At 72.1% G+C, this 23750-nt stretch carries 18 protein-coding genes and 1 pseudogene; 13 read left to right on the forward strand and 6 right to left on the reverse strand.

The window, feature by feature from the left end; genetic code table 11:
- Positions 1-189 precede the first annotated feature (189 nt).
- From BXY45_RS09300 to BXY45_RS09310, 3 genes are all read left to right on the forward strand, one after another.
- The gene (locus BXY45_RS09300) at positions 190-951 is read left to right on the forward strand and encodes an SDR family oxidoreductase (RefSeq protein WP_109774154.1); all 762 of its coding nucleotides are present in this window, start codon (positions 190-192) and stop codon (positions 949-951) included.
- 58 nt (positions 952-1009) lie between these two features.
- Positions 1010-1492: a DinB family protein gene (locus tag BXY45_RS09305; RefSeq protein WP_245961729.1), complete on the forward strand. Its 483-nt coding sequence runs from the start codon at positions 1010-1012 to the stop codon at positions 1490-1492.
- A 70-nt stretch (positions 1493-1562) separates the two neighbouring features.
- Positions 1563-2213: a LysE family translocator gene (locus BXY45_RS09310; protein ID WP_170131411.1), complete on the forward strand. Its 651-nt coding sequence runs from the start codon at positions 1563-1565 to the stop codon at positions 2211-2213.
- A gap of 152 nt (positions 2214-2365) precedes the next feature.
- Here the strand turns inward: BXY45_RS09310 and BXY45_RS09315 are convergent, their stop codons facing one another.
- The 3 genes from BXY45_RS09315 to BXY45_RS23195 form a co-directional block, all read right to left on the reverse strand.
- Positions 2366-3340 carry an epimerase gene (locus BXY45_RS09315; protein WP_109774072.1) on the reverse strand — a complete coding sequence of 325 codons (975 nt, stop codon included), beginning with the start codon at positions 3338-3340 and terminating at the stop codon, positions 2366-2368.
- Between the two features lie 174 nt (positions 3341-3514).
- Positions 3515-4819: a PepSY-associated TM helix domain-containing protein gene (locus BXY45_RS09320; protein ID WP_170131412.1), complete on the reverse strand. Its 1305-nt coding sequence runs from the start codon at positions 4817-4819 to the stop codon at positions 3515-3517.
- Positions 4816-5163: a hypothetical protein gene (locus BXY45_RS23195; RefSeq protein WP_170131413.1), complete on the reverse strand. Its 348-nt coding sequence runs from the start codon at positions 5161-5163 to the stop codon at positions 4816-4818. The genes BXY45_RS09320 and BXY45_RS23195 overlap by 4 nt, the downstream gene beginning before the upstream one ends.
- A gap of 270 nt (positions 5164-5433) precedes the next feature.
- On the opposite strand from BXY45_RS23195, the gene BXY45_RS09325 reads away from it, so the two are divergent.
- From BXY45_RS09325 to BXY45_RS09345, 5 genes are all read left to right on the forward strand, one after another.
- Positions 5434-6417, forward strand: a complete 984-nt coding sequence (locus BXY45_RS09325; protein WP_170131414.1) for a LacI family DNA-binding transcriptional regulator — start codon at positions 5434-5436, stop codon at positions 6415-6417.
- 109 nt (positions 6418-6526) lie between these two features.
- A complete protein-coding gene (locus BXY45_RS09330; protein WP_109774075.1) occupies positions 6527-8635 on the forward strand; it encodes an FTR1 family protein in 2109 nt (702 codons plus the stop codon).
- A 70-nt stretch (positions 8636-8705) separates the two neighbouring features.
- Complete coding sequence (efeB, locus tag BXY45_RS09335) at positions 8706-9953, forward strand: iron uptake transporter deferrochelatase/peroxidase subunit (RefSeq protein ID WP_109774076.1); 1248 nt, start codon at positions 8706-8708, stop codon at positions 9951-9953.
- Between the two features lie 26 nt (positions 9954-9979).
- Entirely contained in the window at positions 9980-10822 is an 843-nt protein-coding gene (locus tag BXY45_RS09340; protein ID WP_109774077.1) for an alpha/beta fold hydrolase, read from the forward strand.
- Positions 10823-10870: 48 nt separating this feature from the next.
- Positions 10871-11458 (forward strand): O-methyltransferase, encoded by a 588-nt coding sequence (locus BXY45_RS09345; protein WP_170131415.1) that lies wholly within the window; start codon positions 10871-10873, stop codon positions 11456-11458.
- On the opposite strand, the gene BXY45_RS09350 is transcribed toward BXY45_RS09345, so the two are convergent.
- On the reverse strand, positions 11436-13703 hold the full coding sequence (locus tag BXY45_RS09350; protein ID WP_211319400.1) for an MMPL family transporter: 2268 nt from the start codon (positions 13701-13703) through the stop codon (positions 11436-11438). The genes BXY45_RS09345 and BXY45_RS09350 overlap by 23 nt on opposite strands.
- Positions 13704-13850: 147 nt before the next feature.
- Here BXY45_RS09350 and BXY45_RS09355 point away from each other — a divergent pair, with 147 nt between their 5' ends.
- Positions 13851-14507 carry a TetR/AcrR family transcriptional regulator gene (locus tag BXY45_RS09355; protein WP_172601935.1) on the forward strand — a complete coding sequence of 219 codons (657 nt, stop codon included), beginning with the start codon at positions 13851-13853 and terminating at the stop codon, positions 14505-14507.
- A 437-nt stretch (positions 14508-14944) separates the two neighbouring features.
- The gene (locus BXY45_RS09360; protein WP_109774079.1) at positions 14945-17122 is read left to right on the forward strand and encodes a glutamine synthetase III family protein; all 2178 of its coding nucleotides are present in this window, start codon (positions 14945-14947) and stop codon (positions 17120-17122) included.
- 313 nt (positions 17123-17435) lie between these two features.
- Here BXY45_RS09360 and BXY45_RS09365 read toward each other — a convergent pair whose 3' ends face one another.
- Entirely contained in the window at positions 17436-18362 is a 927-nt protein-coding gene (locus BXY45_RS09365; protein WP_245961718.1) for an alpha/beta hydrolase fold domain-containing protein, read from the reverse strand.
- 47 nt (positions 18363-18409) lie between these two features.
- On the opposite strand from BXY45_RS09365, the pseudogene BXY45_RS24695 reads away from it, so the two are divergent.
- Positions 18410-19439: pseudogene (locus BXY45_RS24695) on the forward strand (AAA family ATPase).
- A 287-nt stretch (positions 19440-19726) separates the two neighbouring features.
- A complete protein-coding gene (locus tag BXY45_RS09375) occupies positions 19727-20947 on the forward strand; it encodes an aminotransferase-like domain-containing protein (protein ID WP_109774080.1) in 1221 nt (406 codons plus the stop codon).
- Here the strand turns inward: BXY45_RS09375 and BXY45_RS09380 are convergent.
- The gene (locus BXY45_RS09380; protein WP_245961721.1) at positions 20906-21436 is read right to left on the reverse strand and encodes a MarR family winged helix-turn-helix transcriptional regulator; all 531 of its coding nucleotides are present in this window, start codon (positions 21434-21436) and stop codon (positions 20906-20908) included. The two genes, BXY45_RS09375 and BXY45_RS09380, sit on opposite strands and share 42 nt — an antisense overlap.
- 87 nt (positions 21437-21523) lie before the next feature.
- Between BXY45_RS09380 and BXY45_RS09385 the strand changes: the two genes are divergently transcribed.
- Entirely contained in the window at positions 21524-23698 is a 2175-nt protein-coding gene (locus BXY45_RS09385; protein WP_109774082.1) for an MMPL family transporter, read from the forward strand.
- Positions 23699-23750: the final 52 nt, after the last annotated feature.

Here is a 23750-nt window from a genome sequence, read left to right on the forward strand (position 1 = left end):
TGATGGGTTCCTTCGCAAGTCCCATCGTTCCAGGTAGATCGACACCCGCTCCTACGTGATCAGCCCCTCACCCGCACCGACGCGGTGGATCGAGGTTCAGCGGTCCCAAGCACTGGCACACCATCGACGTCATCGCCAGGCTCGCCCGCGCCTGCTGATCGTGCAGTCGGTGTGTTCCACGCTCGATCCATGACAGCGCTCTCGACCCGCCGCCCGGTGACCGTCATCACGGGGGCTGGCCGCGGGATCGGCGCTGCTACCGCCAGACACCTCGCCGAGCTGGGCCACGACCTCGTCCTCGGCTACCTCAGCGACCACGCCGCTGTCGCCGAGGTGGCTGCTCACGCGCGGGCCGCCGGAGCCGACGTCGTCTCCGTCGCCGGTGACGTGAGGGACCCCGCCGTCGCCGATCGGCTCTTCGACGCCGCGACAAGCCTTGGCCCGGTCACGGGGCTCGTGAACAACGCCGGCCTGACCGCACACATCGGAGACCTCGCCGACACGCCCGTCGAGGTCATCGCGCACGTGGTCGAGGCCAACCTCCTCGGCACCATCTGGTGCGCCCGCCGCGCCGCCCAGGAGATGTCGACGGCGCGCGGTGGTGCCGGTGGGTCCGTGGTCAATGTCTCCTCGGCTGCCGCAACGCTCGGCTCACCGCACGAGTACGTGCACTACGCCGCAGCCAAGGCGGGCGTGGAAGCGCTCACCGTCGGCCTGGCCAAGGAGCTCGCCGCGGAGGGGGTGCGGGTGAACGCCGTCGCGCCGGGACTGGTGGACACCGACATCCACGCGGCAGCCGGTGACCCGGACCGGCTGCGACGCGTGGTGCCACGCATCCCCTCCGGCCGGGTCGGGCAGCCCGAGGAGATCGCCCGCGCCATCGCCTGGCTGCTGGGGCCCGAGTCGAGTTACACGAACGGCGCGGTGCTGCGCGTCGCCGGCGGGCTCTGACGGACGGGAGGATCACACCGTGATCGATCGACGTGAGCTGCTACGACGCCAGCTCAGGGTGGCCTGGTCACTGGCCGAGTACCACCTGCAACGCGTCACTACCGAGAGCCTGTTGTGGGAGCCATCCACCAGTTGCTGGACCGTCCACCGCGATAGCGAGGGGACGTGGCGACCGGATTGGATGGTTCCCGAACCTGACCCGACACCGCCGCCGACGGCGGCATGGGTCAGCTGGCACCTCGGGTGGTGGTGGACCGAAGCACTCGCCCAGCTGACCGGGCAGGCGCCGCCTGGCCGCGAGGACATCACCTGGCCGGGCGACGCCGCAGCCACCGTGACGTGGCTACGCGCGCTGCACGACGCGTGGGTCGCACAGCTCGACGCTCTGAAAGAGGCCGACCTCGATGCGCCTGTGACCTTCCCCTGGCCACGGGAGGCCGACCGCTCGGTGGCGGACCTGCTGGCCTGGGTCAACGTCGAACTGACGAAGAACACCGCAGAGATCGGACAGCTCACGATGATCTTCACGGCACGCCAGTAGGTGCCCGCCGCTGGCACCAACGCGGTCCCGACCATCGCCACCCAGAGGATCTCGACGCCACACTGCTCCGGTGCTGACGTCGTCCACGGTGTTGCTCTTCCTGGCCGCAGCGCTTCCGCTGGCGGCCTTCCCCGGTCCTGCGGTCGCCGTCATCCTGGCCGTCTCCCTGCGGCACGGTCGCGCCCACGGGCTGGCCGCCACGGCCGGCGTCGAGGCAGGCAACGCGGTGCACGTGCTGGCCGCCACCGTCGGGCTGTCGGCGCTGGTCGCGGCCTCAGCGACCGCCTTCACCGTCGTCAAGGTGGTCGGCGCTATGTGGCTGCTGTGGTTGGCGCTCACGGCGCTCCGGTCGAGGTCCTCCGGGACGCTCGCGGACCTGAAATCCTCCGCCGACCCGCAGGCCTCCAGCGGACCGCTGCACCACTCGGCCCGCCGGGGGCTGCTCGTGGGCGTGCTCAACCCCAAGACGGCGATCTTCTTCGTCGCGTTCCTCCCCCAGTTCGTCGATCCGGCGGGAGGTCCGGCCTGGGCGCAGCTGGCCGCGCTCGGGCTGCTCTTCGTGGCGGCGGCCACGGTCTTCGACTGCTGCTGGGCCCTCGCCGGCGCCGGCATGTCCGGGGTGCTCCGGCGGGTCCGGCTGGTCGTCCTGGACCGGGTCTCGGCAGGCATCTACGCCGCGCTCGCCGCGCTGACGCTGTCGGCGCGTCGAGCCACCACCTAAGTGGCGTTGCTGGGGCGCTGTCGCGTCGCTGTGGAGCGTGCGCCCCATCAGCGTCACGAGGCGATTACTCCCATGGGGCCAACTGTTCACAGCTCCCCGAACTCCACGACAGATCACCAGGACAAGGACGAGGCACGCGCGCCGCCGCGCCCTCAGCCGGGCAGTGAAGAGCGGCGCTTCGCGACGAGGTCGCGGGCGGCCGTCTGCCACGTCGCGTGCTCGAACGCGAACCCGCGCTCCAGCAGCCGGCCGGGCACCACGCGGCGGCTCTTGAGCAGCAGCTCGGTGTCCGTGCGCAGCACCAGCGCGCCCACCTCGGCCATGAGCCTGGTGGCGGGCAGGCCGATCGGCTGCCCCCACGCCCGACGCAGCACGCGCATGAACTGCCGCTGCGGGAGCGGCTCGGGCGCTGCGAGGTTGACCGGCCCCTCGACGTCGTCGTCGTCCAGGAGCAGCTGCAGCGCGCGGACGAAGTCGTCACCGTGGATCCACGAGACGTACTGCCCGCCGCCGTCCACGGGTCCGCCGAGGCCGATCCGGGCCATCCAGGAGAGGTAGTCGAAGATGCCGCCGCGGTCCGGCGTCATGACCATCGCGGTGCGCAGCTGGACCTTCCGCGTGCTCGGGGTGGTCGCCTCGGCCTGCGTGGCCTCCCACCGGCGGGCGATCCGCACGCTGTACTCCCAGTACAGCGGCACGTCCGGCTCCTCGCCGCCGATCTCGCCGGTGGCCTCGTCGTGCGCGGGCCCGTGGGGGCGGGTGCGGGCGTCGGCGTAGATGGTGGCGGTGCTCATCTGCAGCCACACCCGCGGTGGGTTCGCCGCGGCGGCGATCGCCTGCCCGACCGCGCGGGTCGAGTCGACCCGCGAGTCCATCATCTGCCGCAGATTCGCGTCGGTGTAGCGGCAGCTCACCGTGCGCCCGGCGAGGTTGACGACGGCGTCGGCGCCGTCCAGCTCCGCGGCCCAATCACCCAGGGTCCGCCCGTCCCAGAGGACATGCCTGATGCCCGGTTCGAGCACGTCAGGGCGCCTGCTGAGGACGACGGCGTCGTCACCGCGAGCCGCGAGCGCCCGGCGGAGCAGGCCGCCGACCTGGCCGGTGCCTCCGGGGAGCACGATCTTCACCGTCTGACGCTAGCTCGGTCAGCGCCCCGGAGGTGAACGGTGCTCGGCGGGACGCGCCGTCTCCGCGTCCCGCCGGGCACAGTCCAGGAGAGGCTCATTTCTCCTGACGCCGAAACTGCCGCACGTCGGCGGCCGCACACACCCCGCTGAGGTCTGAACTGACGCTGCCCCCGTCTACGACCCCAGGGGGACCCGCGCCCGCTGGGCCGCACGGCGGTTCTTCGCCGTCTTGCGGCGCACCAGCCACGTCGAGGTGCCGGTGATGGCGAGCGCCAGCGGCGTGAGCCCGAAGGCCACCCACAGGAGACGCCACCAGCCGTTGACCACGTACCCGGTGTGGACGGGGAAGTTCCACGCCTGCCAGGTCGGGGTCAGGGGCTGACCGGCGAAGCCGTAGGTGGTCTGGGCTGTGCCGGTGGACGGGTCGATCTCGACGCCGACGTCGCCCGGGTACGGGAGGCGGGCGTACGGGTCGTGCGGGGTGGACAGCCACACCGTGGTGGTGGGCGTCTCCTGGGTCGGCGGCACCAGCGCCGCGACCCGTGTGCCGGGGTGGGCCGCGAGGGCGAGCGCCACGGCGGCCTCTTCCGAGACGGGGAGGGCGGGCGGTGTGACCGTGGCGGCCAGATGCACGGGCTCGGGCCCCTCCACCTCGCTACCGGGCGTCAGCGCAAACCACGCCTTCTCCACGAAGCCCAGCTCGTACCCGGAGCCGGTCAGGCCCCAGACGAGCAGCGGTGCCAGCGCCAGCACCCCGATGACCTTGTGCAGGTCGGTGTCGCGGGCGAAACGACCGCGGTCCCAGCGGATGGTGAACCCCTGCTTCCAGCGCTTCGGGCGGGGGAACCACAGCCAGACCCCGGAGACGCACAGGAACAGCAGCAGCAGACCCATGGCGCCGAGCAGGAGGTTCCCGATGGTGAGGTCGCGGTCGTGCCCCAGCCACCCTCCGAGGTTGGTGTGCGGCAGCGGTGTCGTCAGCGCCGCGATGTAGCCGGCGTGCCCTTCGCAGGTGAGGAGGCACTCGTGGAGGTTGACGGCGAAGTCCAGCCAGGCTGGGTCAGGGTTGACATGTCCCAGGACAGCGCCGGTGGCGGGGTCGACGGTCCACGCGTCGGTGTAGCTCTCGTCGTAGACGGTGTAGACGTCGCCGTTGTCGTAGACCGCCGCGGTGGCGAAGTTGGGATGCGACCGCTGGACGGTGTCGATGGCCGCAGAGAGCGGCACCCGTGCGTGGTGGGCGGCGTCCGCGGAGGTGCTGGTCGTGAACGCTGAAGCGTTGAACGCGCGGTGCAGCTCCGGCTGGTAGAGCACCACGACCCCCGACGTCGTGATGAGCACCAGCAGGACGCCCAGCACCAGGGAGGTCCAGCGGTGGGTGACCACCAGGGCGTGGCGCACGGGCGAGCGTCGCTTCCGAGCGGGCCGCGCAGGGCGCGGCGGCGCTGCCAGTCCGGCGCCGGTCGTGGCGCCGGTCATCGCAGCGCTCCCACCGCGTCGAGCAGCGACCACACCGTGACCCCCACGACGAGCGCGGCGACCACCACGTACGCGGGCCACGCAGCATGCCGCAGGCGGTGCAGGCGGCGGGCTCCGCTGACGGCCACCACCGCCCCCAGCACCTGCAGCACGAGACCCAGCGGCCCGAGCAGCACACCGAGGGTTCCCAGGGCCGGCGCGAGGACGTACTGCACCAGGCATCGTGCCGCCGAGGTGTACAGGCCGAGAGTGACGGCGGCGCGCGCCTCGCCGGCCGGATCGTCGACGGGTTCGGGGTGCGAGGGGTCCGTCACAGGCCGGACGGACACGTGATCGTGAGCCACGCGACTGAGGTTAGCCTTACCTGATCCCAGCGTCGAGACTCTCGTCATCACGCCGCGCCGGGCCGCCGGCGATGCCGGGACATGGAAAGCGACGACGCCGCGGAGTGGGGGGCTCTCCGCGGCGCCGCCGCGCCTGTGAACACGATTAACTAAATCGTGTTGACTTGAAGCTACGGAGTGCTGGTTCACCTGTCAACGACCGCCCCCGGCGCGTAACCTCCCCGGAGCAGTGGGCCCGGCAGCGCGGTGCCCCGACAAGGAGCCGAGCCAGTGCCAGATTCGTTGCCCGACGGCAGGAAGCGCGCCACCGCCCTCGACGTGGCCAGGCTCGCCGGAGTGTCGAGGACCACCGTCAGCTTCGTCTTCAACGACAGGGCCGAGGCGCGCGGCATCAGCCCAGCGACCATCCAACGGGTGCTCGATGCCGCCCAGGAGTTGGGCTACACCCCCGACCGGGCCGCTCGCATCCTGCGCAGCGGCGTCAGCGACCTGGTCGTCTTCACCGGCCCGCACCCCGTGGCGCTGGGCGCGTTCGCACTCGAAGTGCTCAACGAGGTGTCGGACCAGCTGTCGGACGAGGGCTTCCACTTCATCATGCGCAGGGCGCGCCCCGACCGACCCGCCCACGAGGTGTGGCGGCAGCTCTCGCCGGCGTTCGTCGTGGGTCTGGAGCTCACCGCCGCAGACGTCGCGGACCTGGAGACCGCGGGGATCCCCGTCCTCGACGCCAATCTGGGAACCTTCGACGACGCGCTCGGCACCCTGCAGGCTCGGTACCTGCTGGACCAGGGGCACACAGCGCTCGCCTACGCCACCCCCACCGAGGAGCGGGCCGCCGCCTATGCGGGCCGCCGACTCGCGGCGGTGCGCCGCACCTGCGAGGAGGCCGGCGCACCGGCCCCGGTGCACCTCAAGACCACCCTGGACCCCGAAGCGGCCGCGACCGCCGTCAGCAGCCTGCGCGACCACCCCGGCGTGAGCGCGATCTGCGCCTACAACGACGACGTCGCCTTCGCCGTCCTCGCGGGCATGGCACGGCTCGGCCTCCGAGCACCTGAGGACCTGGCCGTGATCGGCTCGGACAACATCCCGCTGTCGGCGGTGGCGGTTCCCAGCCTGACCACCATCGACCCGGGCGTGCTGCCCATCGCCAACTACCTCACGCACGTGGTGCTGAGCGCCATCGCCGGGTCTCAGCCCGACGTCGACGCACTGCCCCCACCGCCGACCGTGGTGGTGCGGCACAGCGCGTAGCTCTCAACGAGTCGCTGAGCGAGACCAGCCACGACCGAGGAATCTCCCAGGCAGTTGCCAGAGGCACAAGGGTTGTTTGGCGAGGCTTGCCTCACCATGATCAAGGGCCGTGCACTGGTCCACAGCTGTCCCCAACCTCGTCATCGGGCTCCGCGAAGGGCTCGAGGCCGGGCTCGTCCTCACCATCCTCCTGGCCGCGGCCCGCACGTCAGCCCCGGACGGCTCGCGCCGCCCCACGGCGCCGGTGTGGCTCGGTGCCCTGGCCGCGCTCGCCTGCGCCGGGGCGTTCGCCGCGGTGCTCTCGGTCTCGGACTCGGTGCTGTCCAGCACCGGCCAGGAGGCCCTCGGCGGGCTGCTGAGCGTGCTGGCCGTCGGCCTCATCACGGCGATGGTCGTCTGGATGCGCCGTGCCTCGGCGTCGCTGGCCGGCGAGCTACGCGGCAAGGTGGCGGTGGCATCACTGGCCGGTCCGGCGGCGCTCGCCGCGGCAGCGTTCCTCGCGGTGGGCCGCGAGGGCCTGGAGACCTCGCTGTTCCTGTGGACGGCAGCGCGCGCCGCGGGGTCCAGCACCGGCCCGCTCGTCGGCGCGGCCATCGGCCTCGCCGGCGCGGCGGTGCTGTGCTTCCTGCTGTTCCGACGGGCGATCCGCTGGAAGGTCGGCCCCTTCCTCAACCGCACGGCGGTGCTGCTCGTCGTGATCGCCGCGGGGGTGCTCGCCTACGGACTCGGCGACCTGCAGGACGCCGGCTGGATCCCCGGTCACACCTGGACGGCGTTCGACCTCACGAGCAGCGTCGACGCCAGCACCTGGTGGGTCGCCCTGGTCACGGGCCTGACCGACCTCTCCCCGCGGATGACGGTGCTGCAGGTCACCGCCTGGGCGGTCTACCTCGTGCTGACCCTGCGCGCGCTCGCCGTGGCGGGCCGCGCCCCCACGCCGCAGCCCGAGCCTGCTCCGGCTTCCGCAGCCGTCGCTCCCGGCACCGCAGAAGGAGCAGGACGACGACGGCGCGGTGACGCGCTCGCCGCCCGGCTGGCCTCGCGGCCGTGGCGCACGGCGGGCGTCGTCGTCGCCGTCCCAGCCCTGGCAGCGGTGGCGCTGGTGCAGCTGCTCCCTCGCAGCAGCGCGGTGGCCACCACGCTGACGGTGACGGACACGCAGTGCGCGCCAGGGTTCAGCACCGCGAGCGCCGGCACGCAGGTGTTCCAGGTGACCAACAGCTCCTCGCGGATCGTGGAGGTGAACCTCGACGACGCGAGCGGCGGCATCGTCGGGGAGATCGAGACACTGGCGCCCGGCACCACCGCGCCGATGTCCGCGACGCTCGGCAGCGGGACGTACACCGTGAAGTGCCTGCCTGCGGGCAGCGACGCCCTGAGCTCCGGCTCCGTGCAGGTGACGGGCAGCGCCGGGAGCACGGTGGATACGGCCGCGCTGGCGGTGAAGCCGGTGTCCCTGGACGACCTCAAGGGCCCCGACGCCGCGTACCAGACCTACGCCGCGGGGCAGCTGACGCAGCTCGCAGCCCAGGTCGCGACGCTGCAGGCAGACCTGCACCGCGGTGACCTGGCCGCCGCGCGCCGCGACTGGCTGCCGCCGCAGCTGACGTGGGAGCGAGTCGGTGCCTCCTACGACAGCTTCGGTGACCTCGGCGCCGCCGTCGACGCCCTTCCCGACGGGCTGCCTCAGGGCGTGGACGACCCCGGCTTCACCGGGTTGCGCCGCCTGGAGTTCGGGCTGTGGCACGGCCAGAGCGCCGAGGAGCTGCTGCCGGTGGCCGACCAGCTCGCCAAGGACGTCGCGGCGGCGCAGGCGCACCTCGGCGACGACGACCTCGCCGGCGACCCGACTCAGCTGCCGGTGCGCGCCCACGAGATCCTCGAAGACGCCCTGCGTGACCACCTCACCGGTCTGGACGACAACGGCGCTGGCGCCCGGTACGCCATGACAGCGGCCGACGTCGACGTCACGCGGACCGTGCTCAGCGAGCTCGCGCCGCTCCTGGACGCCCGCCGTCCGCACCTCGTGGCCACGGCCGATGCACAGCTCGACCGGCTCGACACGGCGTTGGCCGCCACGCGCACCGCCGACGGCACGTGGACGGCGCCCGCCGACGTGCCGCACGCCCAGCAGCAGGCCGTGCGCGCCTCGATCGGGGCGGTGCTGGAGACGCTCTCCGCCGTCCCCGACCTTCTCGAAGTTTCCCCGGGCTCCTGACCCGCTCGCCCCGCTCCCCGAGCGTCACCTCGCCCGTGCCCTCACCCGACTACAGCAAGGACGTCATGCCATGGATCTGAACCGCCGCAACTTCCTGCGAGGAGGGCTGGCCGGTGGCGCCGGCACGGCCCTCGCCGCCGCCCTGGCCGTGGGCGGTGCCCGCGCCGACGCCGCAGCGGCCGCAGAAAACGGCTCCGGCGGGCAGGCTTCGGAGCCGGCGACCTACCCCTTCCACGGCGCCCACCAGGCAGGGGTGCTGACGCCCGGGCCCAGCGAGAAGCAGAAGGCAGCAGCCTTCGTGGCCCTGGACGCCACGGCGGCAGCCCGCGAGGACCTCAAGGCCGTGTTCGAGACGCTGACCGACAGGGCACGCGCCCTCACCGCCGGCGGGCCCGCACCCGACCTCGGCGTCGGGCAGCCACCCGCGGACAGCGACGTGCTCGGCCCGAGCATCCCCGCCGACGGCCTCACCGTGACGGTCTCGGTGGGCGCCAGCCTCTTCGACGACAGGTACGGCCTGGCCTCGGCGAAGCCGGCCAAGCTCACGCCGATGCGCGTGTTCCCCAACGACGCGCTGGAGGACGCGTGGACCGGCGGCGACGTGATGCTGCAGCTGTGCGCGCACCACCCCGACACCGTTCACCACGCGCTGCGCGACATCACCAAGCACACGCGCGGCGGGCTGCAGCCGCGCTGGCGTATGGACGGCTTCGACTCCCCGCCGCGGCCCAGCGGCACCAGCCGCAACCTCCTGGGCTTCAAGGACGGCACCGCGAACCCCACCGGCGACGAGGCAGCCAGTCTCATCTGGATCGACGACCCGTCCGAGCCTGCGTGGGCGCAGGGCGGCAGCTACCAGGTGGTGCGGGTGATCCGGATGCTCACCGAGTTCTGGGACCGCGTCTCCCTCGACGAGCAGCAGCAGATGTTCGGGCGGCGTCGCGACAGCGGCGCGCCCCTGGACGGCAACGCCGAGTTCGACACCCCCGACTACGCCAAGGACCCCCACGGCGACGTCATCCCCCTCGACTCCCACATCCGCCTGGCCAACCCGCGCACCCCGGACACCGCAAACCAGCGGCTGCTGCGCCGCTCCTACAACTACGACCGTGGGCTGGACGCCAACGGCAACCTCGACGTCGGGCACGTCTTCACCTGCTATCAGCAGGACGTCGTGCGGCAGTTCGAGACCGTCCAGCTGCGCCTGGTCGACGAGCCCCTGGTCGACTACGTGCAGCCCTTCGGCGGCGGCTACTTCCTCACGCTGCCGGGGGTGCGTGACTCCAGCGACCACTACGCGAAGGCCCTGTTGGCCTGACCACCTGCATGTGCCAGCCTCGACGCGTGGAGTCGTTCACGCGTGCGGGCCTGCACTTCGACGTCACCGACGTCGGGCCCGACCTGCCCGACGCACCGGCGGTGCTGTGCCTGCACGGCTTCCCGCAGGATCGCTCCGCCTACGACGCCGTCGCCCACCGCCTGGCCGGTCGCGGCGTGCGCGTGCTGGCGCCCGACCAGCGCGGGTACTCCCCCGGTGCACGTCCGCCCGGACGCCGCGCGTATGCGCTGCCTGAGCTGGTGGCCGACGCCGTCGCCCTTCTCGATGCCGCCGGTGCGCGGCGGGCGCCCGTCGTCGGGCACGACTGGGGCGGCGTGGTGGCGTGGGCCCTGGCAGCCTGGCACCCCGACCGGGTGGCGTCGCTGACGGCGCTGTCGCAGGCCCACCCCGACGCCATGACCGGCTCGCTGCTGCGGTCCTCCCAGGCGCTGCGCTCGTGGCACATCGCCGCATTCCAGGTGCCGGGCCTGCCCGAGCAGGTGCTGACGCGTGCGGGGGCGCTCGAGCGGCTGCTGGTCCACACGGGGCTGCCGATTGACCTCGCCCGCGGCTACGCCGAGCGAGCCGCCACGGGCGGGCGCCTCACGGCGGCGCTGGGCTGGTACCGCGCGGTGCCCTTCGCGGGCCGAGCCGGGGGACGGGGTCGGGGCGTGGGGCGGGTCGCCGTCCCCGTCACCTACCTCCACGGCTGGCGCGACCCCTTCTACTCCCCCGCCACGGTCCTGGCCACGGCCGACCACGTCGACGGGCCCTTCCAGCGACGGACGCTGGACACCGGCCACTGGGTTCCCGAACTCGAACCCGACGCCGTGGTCACCGCCGTGCTCGAACACCTCAGCCGGACCTGACGCGAACGCGCTTGCCGCGCGTGAACGCTGCTGGTTAGCGTCGCCGCGGTGAGCTCGCCCGTCGTCCCCACCGTCCCCGACATCGTCGTCGCCGCGGAGCGCCGTGCGGCTGAGCACTCCTTCGTCTGCTCCTGCGCTGCCCCGACGGGGCCCCTGCTCGCGACGCTCGCCGCGGCGGTCAGGCCCGGCGGGCGCGTCCTGGAGCTGGGGACGGGCGTCGGCGTCGGCACCGCGTGGATCGTCTCCGGGCTCGAGGGCCGCGAGGACGTCGAGGTGGTCACCATCGAACGCGACGACGCGCTGGCCGACGTCGTCCGGAACGCCAAGGACCCCGACCTCCCCGTCACCGTGCTGACCGGCGACGTCGAGGCCGTGCTACCAGGCCTGGGCACCTTCGACCTCGTCTTCGCCGACGCCGAGGGCGGCAAGTGGTCGGGCCTGGACCTGACCATCGCCGCCCTCGCGCCCGGCGGGGTGCTGCTCGTGGACGACATGGACCTCGCCCGCTACTCCGCGCCCGAGCACCGCGCGGCGGTGACGAGGGTGCGGGAGACCCTGCTGACGCATCCCAGCCTCGTCAGCGTGGAGCTGGCCACGGGCACCGGTCACATCCTCAGTTCGCGCCGCCCGAGGTGACCGCCGCGGCCGGGGCCGGTGCCGGGTTGGTCGGGGCTTCGGAGGGCACGTCGTGACCCTCGGCGCTGATCTTCGGTAGCACGCGGTCCATCCAGCGGGGCATCCACCAGGTGCGGCGACCGAACAGGGCCATCGCCGCGGGCACCAGCAACATCCTGACGATCCCCGCGTCGATGAGCACGCTCACCGCCAGGCCCACGGCGAGCATCTTGATGACGACGACGTGCGACGTCGTGAACGCCAGGAACACGCTGATCATGATGAGCGCGGCCGAGGTGATGACACGTCCGGTCGTGGCGAGGCCCTCGCGGACGGAGGCGGTGTCGTCTCCGGTCTTCGCGTAGTGCTCGTGGACGGCGGACAGGAGGAACACCTCGTAGTCCATCGACAACCCGAAGACGATGGCGAACATCATCATCGGCACGTAGGCCTCGATGGGCACCGTCTGCTCCAGGCCGAACAGGCTGCTGCCCCAGCCCCACTGGAACACCGCGACGAGCACGCCGTACGCCGCGGCGATCGACAGGAGGTTGAGCACCGCGGCCTTGATGGCGAGCAACAGGCTCCGGAAGCTCGCGAGAATCAGCAGGAACGCGGTGAGGACGACGACGCCGATGATGATCGGCAACCTGTCGACGAGCACCTCTTGGAAGTCGAACTGGCTCGCCGTCGTCCCCGTGAGGTAGCCCTTGGCACCGGTGTCGGCGAGCGCCGTCGGCAGCGTGGTGTTCAGGAGGGTGTCGTAGAGGTCGCTCGTGGCCTCGTCCTGCGGGCTGGTGGTCGGGATGACCGTGCCGATGAGGAGCTTGCCGTCCTGCGAGGGCCTGATGGGGCTGACACGCGCCACGTCGGCGGTGCCCGTCAGGTCGGCCTGCAGGGTCTGGGCGAGCTGCTGGGGTGGGGTGATGGCCCCGGTGACATCGACGACCACCGTGAGCGGACCGTTCGCACCGGGCCCGAAGCCCTCGCTGATGAGGTCGTAGGCGCGCTTGTCGGTGAAGCTCGACGGGTCGGCGCCGTTGTCGATGTGACCCAGGCGCATCGAGAACATCGGCACGGTCAAGACCGCGAGCACGAGCATCCCCGCCACGAAGGCCGGCCACGGGCGGCGGACCACGGCGGCCGCGTAGCGGTGCCACATGCCGTGCGGCTCGCTCGCCTCGGCCACGGGCTTGCGGACGGACCACCTGTCGATGCGACGCCCGAGCACACCGAACGCCGCGGGGACCAGCGTGACCGCACCCGCGGCCGCCGTCGCGACGGTGAAGACGGCGGCGAAGCCCAGCCCGCCGATGAACGAGATCCCCGAGGCGTAGAGGCCGAGCAGCGCGACGGCGACGGTCCCGGCAGCCACGAGGACGGCGTGGCCCTTGGTCGCGACGGCCCGTCCGGCGGCGCGCACCGGGTCCTCACCGTCGAGGAGGAGCTGGCGGTACCTCGTGGCGAGGAACAGCGCATAGTCGATGCCGACGCCGAGGCCGACCATGAGGGCGAGCGTCGGGGACGCCGTCCCCAGGGTGACCACCGCGGCGACGAGACCCAGGATGCTCAGGCCGAGCACCGTGCTGACGATCGCGGTGACCAGCGGCAGCACTGCGCCGAACAGGCTCCCGAAGCCGACGAGCAGCACGATCAGGGCGACGATCAGGCCGACCACCTCACCGGCGTGACCCTCGCCGGGGCGGGTCAGCTCGTCGAGAGCGCCGCCGTACTCGACCTGCACGCCGGCGTCGCGGACCTCGGCCACGGCGTCGTCGAGGTCGGAGACGTAGTCCTCACCGAGGGTCTTGGGCCGCACGTCGAACTGGACCGTCGTGTAGGCGGTCCGGCCGTCGGGCGAGACGGTCGGCGCGGTCGCCGAGAACGGGTCGGACGCGGAGAGCACGTGCGGGAGCGTGCCCAGCTCGCTGACCGCTGCCTGGATCTGCGGGGCGTCGGCCTGGAGGGAGCCGCTCTCCACGTGGAAGACGACCTTGCCGCCCGAGCCACCCGCGGCGGGATCGCTCGCGGTGAGCAGTTCGGCGCCCGTGTGCGACTGGGTGCCGGACAGGTCGATGTCGTCGTTGAAGGTGCCGCCGGCGAGCACGTTGGCGACGGCTGCTGCGACCACCGCCAGCAGCCACATCGCGAGCACGCGGTACGGGTGGCGGGCGGAGGCCTCGCCGATGCGGAAGAGCCCGCGGGGCGGGGCCGGTGTCGGGGCCGGTGTCGGGGCCGGTGCGGTGGCCGGCGTGCTGTGCGGCACGGAGGGGCTCCTCAGGCGGAGGGCGTGTCGGGCGCCGCGAACGCTAGGGATCACGACTGGATTCTGTCAACACTGCCATATGGCATTCGTGCCACATCGCTGCTCGAGCACTCAAGTCCTCCCGGTGGGGCGCCGTAACCTGACGACGTGGGAGAGGTGACGGCGCCGAGCGGGCGCCGCGAGCGCAAGAAGGTCGAGACGCGCGACGCGCTGCGCGACGCGGCGCGGCGCCTCTTCGCCGAGCAGGGCGTCGCCGCGACGTCGATCGAGCAGATCACCGAGGCCGCCGACGTCTCGCAGCGCACCTTCTTCCGCTACTTCGAGTCGAAGTACGACCTCCTGCTGCCCGACCTCACCGCGCTGTTCGACGAGCTCGAAGCGGCGCTCGCGGAGCGCCCTCGCGATGAGCACCCGCTCACCGCCTACGAGGCCGCACTCATCGCGGTGATGGCCCGACAGGCTGCGAGCGGTCAGGGCATGACCACACTCATCAGCGGGATCGACGTGTCGGACCCTCCCGTCACGGCGCGCCTGGCGCGCTCGTTCGTCATCTGGGAGGAGCGCCTCACGGACCTGTTCGTGGCCCGCCTAAGCGGTGCCGAGGCCGTCACAGGGAACGATCAGGACGACGACGAGCGCGCCGAGCAGCTGGCGCTGCGCGCCTCCGTCACCGCGGGCATCGCCGTCGCGACCACGCGCGCGGTGGTCCGCTGGGCGAGGCGGCACCCCCGCGTGCCGCCGCTGGCGCGACTCCAGGCCGTGCGCTCCAGCTTCGCGCTAGCCCGCGCCGGCTGCCCCCTCTGACTCTCCCCGCGCGACGATCACGCACCTGAGCGCCACATCCGCACTGAAGGCGTGGGCAGGCTCAGCGATCAGGCACCTGCCGCTGATGTCGCTACCGAGCTCCAGATGCCGGAATCGCGGCTCCATTCCGACATCTGGAGCACCGTTCCGACATCTTCGGCAGCGGCGCGGCTCCTGAAGCGGCGGGACGGGGAGCCTCCTGGACGGCATCGTTGCCCTCGATCACGGGCCGTGGCGCAGCGTGACTCCGCCGCCAGGTCACCCGGTGTCGCCTTCCACGCTTTCCCACCCTGAGGGCGCGCGGCGCGCGGAAGTTACGAGATTGACCCACTTTTGGAACATGAGGGAAACACGCAAACCGGGCTGCACGCCTACGTTCACGGGCGCGCTTGGCAGCCGCCCCGGGTCCCGGGGCGCCCCCGATCTGAGGAGAACGCATGAGCGGCAGCGCCGCCCGTCTGGACGCCATCAACGCCGTCAAGTCCTTTGTGCCCCCGGCGCCGTCTTTCGCCCCGAGCGAGGCCCCCGGCGAGATCTTCGGGCAGAACGTGTTCTCCCGCGACGTCATGCAGGCCCGTCTGCCGAAGGCCGTCTTCCGCTCCGTGATGGCCACCATCGAGGGCGGCGCTCCGCTCGACCCGAGCGTCGCCGACGCCGTCGCCTCCGCCATGAAGGACTGGGCGATGGACAAGGGCGCCACGCACTACGCCCACGTCTTCTACCCCCTGACCAACCGCTCGGCCGAGAAGCACGACAGCTTCCTCGAGCCCGACGGCGAGGGCTCCTCCATCGCGGAGTTTGCCGGCAAGACGCTGGTGCAGGGCGAGCCCGACGCGTCCAGCTTCCCCAACGGTGGCCTGCGCTCGACCTACCAGGCCCGCGGCTACACCGCCTGGGATGTCACCAGCCCCGCGTACATCCTCGAGAACGCCAACGGCAACACCCTGTGCATCCCCACGGTGTTCGTGTCGTTCACGGGTGAAGCGCTCGACCTCAAGGCGCCGCTGCTGCGCTCCCAGCGGGCCATGGCCGACCAGGCCAAGCGCGTGCTGGCGCTGTTCGGCCACATCGAGCCCGGCAACATCGTGAGCTTCGCCGGTCCCGAGCAGGAGTACTTCCTGGTCGACCGCAGCTTCTCGCTCTCCCGCCCCGACCTGCTGAACTGCGGTCGCACCCTGTTCGGCGCCAAGCCGCCCAAGGGCCAGGAGTTCGACGACCACTACTTCGGCGCCATCCCCGACCGCGTGCTGGCCTTCATGCTCGACGCCGAGCGCGAGCTGTTCAAGCTGGGCATTCCGGCCAAGACCCGTCACAACGAGGTCGCGCCCAACCAGTTCGAGATCGCCCCGATGTTCGAGCAGGCGAACCTCGCCGCCGACCACCAGCAGCTGCTCATGGTGACCATGCGCAAGGTGGCCCAGCGCCACGGCATGGAGGTGCTCTTCCACGAGAAGCCCTTCGCCGGCGTCAACGGCTCCGGCAAGCACGTGAACTTCTCCTACGGCGGCGGCAACGTCGGCAACCTGCTGCTGCCCGGTGACACCCCCCACGAGAACGCGCAGTTCCTCGTCTTCTGCGCCGCCATCATCCGCGCGGTGCACCTGCACGGCGGTCTGCTGCGCGCCTCGGTGGCGTCGTCCACCAACGACCACCGCCTCGGCGCCAACGAGGCTCCCCCGGCGATCATCTCGATCTTCCTGGGTGACCAGCTGGCCGACGTGTTCGACCAGGTCGCCAAGGGCGGCGCGACGTCGTCGAAGGAGAAGGGCACGCTGACCATCGGCGTCGACACCCTCCCGGTGCTGCCGACCGACCCGGGCGACCGCAACCGCACCAGCCCCTTCGCCTTCACCGGCAACCGCTTCGAGTTCCGCGCCCCGGGTTCGCTGCAGTCGATCGCCCCGCCGATGATCACCATCAACACGATCGTCGCCGAGTCCCTCGACTACGTGGCCAACGAGCTCGAGGCCAAGCTGGCCGCCGGCGACGAGTTCAACCACGCCGTCCAGAAGCTCCTCGAGCAGATCGTCACCGACCACGGCGCCGTAATTTTCAACGGCGACGGCTACTCCGACGAGTGGCAGGTCGAGGCGGCGGCGCGCGGTCTGAAGAACCTCAAGACCACGCTGGACGCGCTGCCCGAGCTCATCACGCCGGAGTCGCTGGCGCTGTTCTCGAAGTACGGCGTGCTCTCCGAGCAGGAGTCGCACAGCCGCTTCGAGGTGGCCCTGGAGCAGTACGCGCTGTCCGTCGGCGTGGAGGCCAAGCTGGCCCTGGAGATCGGCGGAACGATCATCCTGCCGGCCGCCGTGCGCTACCAGACCGAGCTGGCGCAGAACGTCGCGGCGCTCAAGGCCGCCGGCGTCGAGGCCGACACCTCCCTGCTGGAGGCCGTCTCCACGCCGCTCGCCGCTCTGCGCACGTCCGTCGCCGCGCTGCGCTCGGCCGTGGCGGCGCACCCGGACGGCGGCTCGGCGGGCCACGCGCTGTACGCCCGTGACACCCTCCTGCCGGCGATGGCGGCGGTCCGTGCGGCCGCCGACGAGCTGGAGACCGTGGTGGCTGACGACCTGTGGCCGCTGCCGACCTACCAGGAGATGCTCTTCATCCTCTGATGACTCCCACGCGCAGCGGTCGGGTTACCCGGCCGCTGCGCGTGTGGCCCTCGGCTGGACTGAGTGGCTGGACCGAGTGGCTGGACTGAGTGGCTGAACCTCGCGAGTGAACCGATGGCCTCACCAGCGTGCTGGTGGGGCCATCGGCATGCCCGCCCCCCACTGCGCCAGCCGCCTGACGACGCCCTGACCCCTCGGAGAATCGGCCCCTTCGGAGTAGTCATCCGGTCACGCTGAAGGGGCCGATTCTCCGAGTCGTGCAGAAGCATCACGCTCCGCTCCCACGCGATGGGCCGGGCGGCGCTCGTCGTCGTCAGCTGTCTGACGGACCGCACGGAGGGCCCAGCCCACGAGCCACACGGCTGATCAGCACCTTCTGCGCCGCGCGTCCCGGGGCCGTGGGCAGTACCGGGTAGTTGTGGAGCTGGCCCGCGGCCTCGTGCAGCTCCACCTCGACGCCGGCGGCACGCGCCTTCTCGACCAGCAGGCGGGCGTCAGGGTTCAGCACGTCGCGCATGCCGGTGAAGACGGTCAGCGGCCCCAGTCCGGCGAGGTCTCCGAAGAGCGGACTGACGGCGGGATCGGTGATCGGCAGGTCGCCGCGCCAGGCGTCGGCGAGCACCCGCCCGCCCGGGGTCGCCAACCACGGATCGCTCGGCTGCACGACCGGGATGAGCGGGTTGCTCCACGTGAGGTCGAGGGCCGGCGAGACGAGCACGGTGATCGGCAGGCGTAGTCCCCGGTCTCGGAGGGCGAGGGCCGCGGACAGCACGATCTGCCCTCCCGCCGAGTCACCCAGCACACCCGTCGGGCCGTACCGCTCGGTGCTCTCGCGGACCAGCTCGGCCACGCGGTCACGGACGGGGCCGGCGGTGCCATACGGCACCAGCGGGTAGATCGGGACGATGACGACGACGCCGGCCCCCGCGGCGACGGCAGCGGCAAGCCGCCACTGCTGACTGACGATCTCGTTGACCCACCCGCCGCCGTGGGCGTACACGACACCGCCGGCGGGCCGCTGCGACGTGGGGGTCAGCGTGTAGACCGGCCAGCCGCGGTCGTGGACGACGTCGACACGCACATCACGCCGTAGCGAACGCGGCGGCCCGTACGCGGCAGGGCGCAGCGTGGCCTCACGGATGCGATCGTGCGCGCCCTGCTCGGTGACGAAAGTGCGGTTGAAGTGCAGCAGCCGCATGAGCGGCGGGAGCAGCGAGCTGGCAACGTCAAGCGGCGGCACCACCCCACGCTAGGCGGGGGCGCTGATCGCCGTCCTACGCTCGCGACATGGCCCCGCGGCGCAACCCCCTCGACGGCCTGCGCGAGAAGGCAGGGCAGCTGGGTGAGCGCCTGCACGACAGGTTGCCCGTCCCGACGCTACGCGGCGTCGAGGAGCTGTTCGGTGGCTTCGCGCCACCGGCTCGGCCACTCGCGCTGGTGCTGGCCGATCTCGACGCCCTCGTCGGCCTGGACGACGTCAAGGAGCAGGTCCGGGCGCTGCTCGCGTTCCTGCAGGTGCAGGCACGGCGCAAGGAGCACGGCCTGCCCGAGGTCGCCACCTCGCAGCACCTCGCCTTCCTCGGTAACCCCGGCACCGGCAAGACCACCGTCGCGCGGCTGCTCGCCGAGATGTACCGGGCGGTCGGGCTGCTGAGCAGGGGCCACCTCGTGGAGGTGGACCGCGCCGGGCTGGTCGGCCAGTACGTCGGGGCGACGGCGATCAAGACCGACCGGGTCATCCGCTCCGCCCTCGACGGCGTGCTCTTCATCGATGAGGCGTACGCGCTGGCACCTGAGGGCGAGGGCCGCATCGACTTCGGCCCCGAGGCCATCGAGGTGCTGCTCAAGCGCATGGAGGACCACCGCCACCGGCTGGTCGTGGTGGTGGCCGGGTACCCGGCGCTCATGGAGGCGTTCCAACCCGGGGTTGCGCTCGCGCTTCGCGCGGGAGATCACGTTTCCCGACTACTCCGTGGCGGAGCTGGAGCAGATCTTCTCCCTGGTGGTGGCCGAGCACGAGTACGCGCTGGCGCCAGGAGCCTCCGAGGCGCTGCGGCAGGTGCTGGGCGGGCTGCGGTCCGGACCTCGGGCCGGCGAAGACTCCGGCAACGCGCGCTTCGTACGGACCCTGTTCGAGCAGGCGCTCAACCGGCAGGCGCTGCGACTGTCACGGTCGGCGAAGGACGACGTCGGCATCCTCGAGCGCGACGAAGTCATGACGCTGTGGGCGCAGGACATCACCGAAGCTGCCCAGGCTCTCGGGCAGGGTCCAGCGGCGTCTGCGGAGGCACCGCGCCGCCGCCGTTGGCGCACCTGACACACCCCCTCCGTGATCATGGGCCTCCGGAGCACTTTCAGGGCGTGATCATGGACGTCTCGAACATCAAACTCTTGAGGGCCGGCCACCGTGACCTCAAGAAGACGCAGGGGAGCCAGCTCGGCACAGACGCACGTTCCGGAAGTCCATGATCACGGAGAGTGGGGGTGGGGGGAGTCGGTAGGCTGGCGCCGTCCTCGACCAGGACTCCCCTCAGGCGCTCCCCCCCCCCTGTTCACCCGCGCGGGCTGCGACGCGCCGGTCCCCCTGACTCGCGGAGCTCCGTCATGCCCAGCGCCATCAGCCCGACCATCAGTACCTCCCTCCCCCTCGCGCAGCGCCTGCGCGGCGTGAGCAGCTCACCCGTGCGCGACCTGCTGGCCCTCGCTGCCCGGCCCGAGGTCATCTCCTTTGCCGGCGGCCTGCCCGCCCCCGAGCTGTTCGACGTCGACGGCGTGCGCGCCGCCTTCGACGCGGTGCTCGCCGGTCCGCGAGCGCGCACCGCACTGCAGTACTCGACGACGGAGGGCGACGCCGATCTGCGCTCGCTGCTCGCCGCCCGCACGAGCAGCCGGGGCCTCGCGACGACTGCGGATGACGTGCTCATCACCACCGGCTCGCAGCAGGCGTTGGCCCTGCTCAGCACGGCGCTGCTGGACCCGGGCGCCGTCGTCGCCGTGGAAGACCCGACGTACCTGGCTGCCCTGCAGAGCTTCGCGCTGGCCGGGGCCCGCGTGGTGCCGGTGGACAGCGACGACGACGGCGTGGTGCCCGCCTCGCTGGAGCGCGTGCTGGACGAGCACTCGCCCGCACTGGTGTACCTCGTGACGACCTTCGCCAACCCGACAGGTCGCACGTTGAGCGTTCAGCGGAGGGCGGAGGTCGCAGCGGTGCTCGCCGGCCGGCCGACGTGGGTGGTGGAGGACGACCCGTACGGCGAGCTCCGCTACCGCGGCGAGGCGCTGGCGCCGCTGGCGTCGCAGCCGGGGCTGGAGGAGCAGGCGATCTACCTGGGCAGCCTGTCCAAGGTGTTCGCCCCCGGGATGCGGCTCGGGTGGTTGCGGGCGCCGCGGGAGCTCCGGGCGCGACTGGCCGTGGCCAAGCAGGCCTCCGACCTGCACACCTCCACCATCGACCAGGCCGCCGCCGCGGCGTACCTGACGGCGACCGACCTCGACGTGCACGTCGCCGGGCTGCGCACCGCGTACGGCGCGCGCCGTGACGCCATGCTCGACGCCCTGCCGTCGGTGCTGCCGCCGGGGTCGACGTGGACCGACCCCGACGGCGGCATGTTCGTGTGGGCGCGTCTGCCCGACGGGCTCGACGCCTCCGCATTGCTGCCGGTGGCGCTGGAGCACGACGTCGCCTTCGTGCCCGGGACCCCGTTCTACTCCGGAACGCCGGACCGCTCGACGCTGCGACTGTCGTTCACGACGCACTCCCCCGAGCGCACCCGTGAGGGTCTGTCACGCCTGGGGCGCGCCCTCCGAGGAACGCTCGCCCGCTGACCGATGGGCGCGCTCGGCGTCCTCCATGGCCTGGCTGAACCCCACGAGGAAGCGATGTACCGCTGACAGCTCGGCCTCGCTGAACTGCGCCATCACCGCGTCGGTGCGCTGGCCGAGCGGGCCGAAGAACGCCCCGGCGACGCCCATCGCCTCCCGCGTGATGCGCAGGTGGACGCGGCGGCGGTCGATGTCGTCACGCTCGCGCTGCACGTGGCCGGCGCGTTCGAGCCTGTCGACGACGCTCGTGGTGGCAGCCGAGCTGAGGTTCAGCGCCCCGGCGAGGCGACCGGCGGTGAGCGGGTCACCGTCGGTCTCGGCCTGCATGACGTGGACCATCGCCTCGAGGTCGGTGGGGTGCATCGCCTGCTGCTCGGCGAAGGCATGCGCCAGGTGCTGCGTGCGGTAGGCGAGCGTGCGGACGTCGTCAATGAGGACGCGCTGCAGCTGGCCGCGCTCGCCGTCGTCCTGCGCTCCCTCCGAACCCGCCACGCCGACCATCCTCCCCCCGCCTTGCATCCGCCCTTGCCAGACTCCATCATCTCACTCATCGAAAGATTCGACCATCGAGAGGTTTTCATGAATCGCGTCCTCACCGCGCCCGTCGGACGGCTCAGCGCGTGGCTGACCGTGGCGCTGGGCCTACTGGTGGCGGTGGGCCTGACGGTCCTCGCACCCGCCCCCCACCGCGGCACCGGCGTGAGCGCCGGTCTGCCATCCAGCACCGAGTCGGTCCAGGTGGCTGAGCTCGCGAAGCAGCTGCCGGGCGCCGACGCGACGTCGGCGCTCGTCGTCGTCCGTCGCGACGGCGGGCTGCTGCCTGCTGACACCGCCGCGCTCCAGGAGGCGTCGCAGTCGATCGCCGCGCTCGCCGAGGGCGGCCGGGTCGCTCCGCCAGTGACGTCCCAGGACGGGACGACGGCGCTGGTCGCCGTCCCACTGAGCAATGCCGGTGGCACGGACGCGCTCACCGCGACCGTCAAGGAGATCCGGACCGAGCTGCGGGCCGCGACGGCCGACCTGCCGTCGGGTCTGACCGCCCAGGTCACGGGCGGGGCGGCGTTCACGACGGACATCGCTGCGCAGTTCGAGGGGGCAAACTTCACGCTGCTCCTCACCACGGTGCTCGTCGTGGCTGCGCTGCTGCTCGTCACCTACCGCAGCCCCGTGCTGTGGCTCGTGCCGCTGGCGGTGGTCGGCGCCTCGGCAGCCGCGGCAACGGCGCTCTTCGCGGTCGTGTCGCGAACCTTCGGGCTGGTGCTCGACCCGTCCACGGGTGGCATCGCCGACGTGCTCGTCTTCGGCGCCGGCACCAACTACGCGCTGCTGCTCATCGCCCGGTACCGCGAGGAGCTGCGCCGCGAGGCCGACCGCCGCGTCGCCATGCGGCGGGCGTGGCGGGGCGCCGCCCCGGCCATCGCCGCGAGCGCCGGCACCGTGGTGCTGTCGCTGCTGATGCTGTCGTTCGCCGTCCTCGGGTCCAACCGGAGCGTCGGGCAGTACGGGGCGCTGGGCATCGCGGTGGCGGCACTGTTCGCGCTGTTCGTGCTGCCGGCGGCGCTGGTGGTGTGCGGCCGTGGGGTGTTCTGGCCGTTCGTGCCGCGCCTCGGGTCTGCGGAGACGTCGCTGAGCGGCCCGTGGTCGCGGATCGGGCGCGGCGTGGTGAAGAGGCCGTGGCGCGTGGTGGCGGTCGCCGTCGCCGTCCTCGCGGTCATGGCGGCGGGGCTCTCCGGGGCGCGGCTCGGGCTGAGCCAGACGGAGCAGTTCCGCGTCAAGGCGGAGGCCGTGGCCGGGGTGGAGACGCTGGCGAAGGCGTTCCCGGCGGGGGCCGCGGACCCGGCGCGGATCATCGTGCGCAGCACAGACCCGGCGGTGGTGGGGGCTGTGGTGGATGCGGTGAGCTCGACCGAGGGCGTGGCCTCGGCCACTGCTGGCCGGCAGGCCGCTGGAGCGGACGGGGGCTCCGGGCTCACCGAGGTGACCGCTGTGCTCGACGGAGACCCGAGCAGCGCGGCCGCTCAGACGACCGTGGAGCGGCTCCGGACAGAGCTCGACTCAGTGGCCGGCGAGGCGCTGGTCGGTGGCAGCTCCGCGGACAGCCTCGACGTGAAGGTCGCCACGGAGCGTGACCTGCGTGTGGTCGCTCCGCTCGTGCTGCTGGTCGTGCTGGCGGTGCTCGTGGTGCTGCTGCGGGCCGTGGTCGGGCCGATCGTGCTGGTGGTGACCGTGGTAGCGAGCTTCTTCGCCGCACTCGGCGCCGGCAACTGGCTGGCGACGTCCGTGCTCGGCTACCCCGGTCTCGACACGGGCGTGCCGTTGCTGGCGTTCCTCTTCCTTGTGGCGCTGGGCGTCGACTACAACATCTTCCTCGTCACCAGGGTGCGCGAGGAGGTGCCGGCGCGCGGCACCCGCGAGGCCGTGGTGGTGGGCGTCTCGGTGACCGGCGCGGTCATCACCAGTGCGGGCGTACTGCTCGCGGCGGTGTTCACGGTGCTCGGGGTCCTGCCGCTCATCACACTGACGGAGCTGGGGATCATCGTCGGGATCGGCGTGCTGCTCGACACGCTGCTGGTCCGCACCCTGCTGGTGCCGGTGCTGTTCACACTGTTGGACCGGCGGGCGTGGTGGCCGGGGGCGCTGTCACGGGCGTCGCACCATGGCGGCAGGGACGGTGGCGGCAACGGCGGTGGCGGCAACGGCGGTGGCGACGACGTGCCGCCGTCGACCTCCACCCCTGAACTCATCACCCGCTGACCCTCCGGCCGTGATCATGGGAGTTGTGCACAGCGGTCGTTGTGCACAACTC

The sequence above is a fragment of the Quadrisphaera granulorum genome (assembly GCF_003149145.1).
Lineage (GTDB): Bacteria > Actinomycetota > Actinomycetes > Actinomycetales > Quadrisphaeraceae > Quadrisphaera > Quadrisphaera granulorum.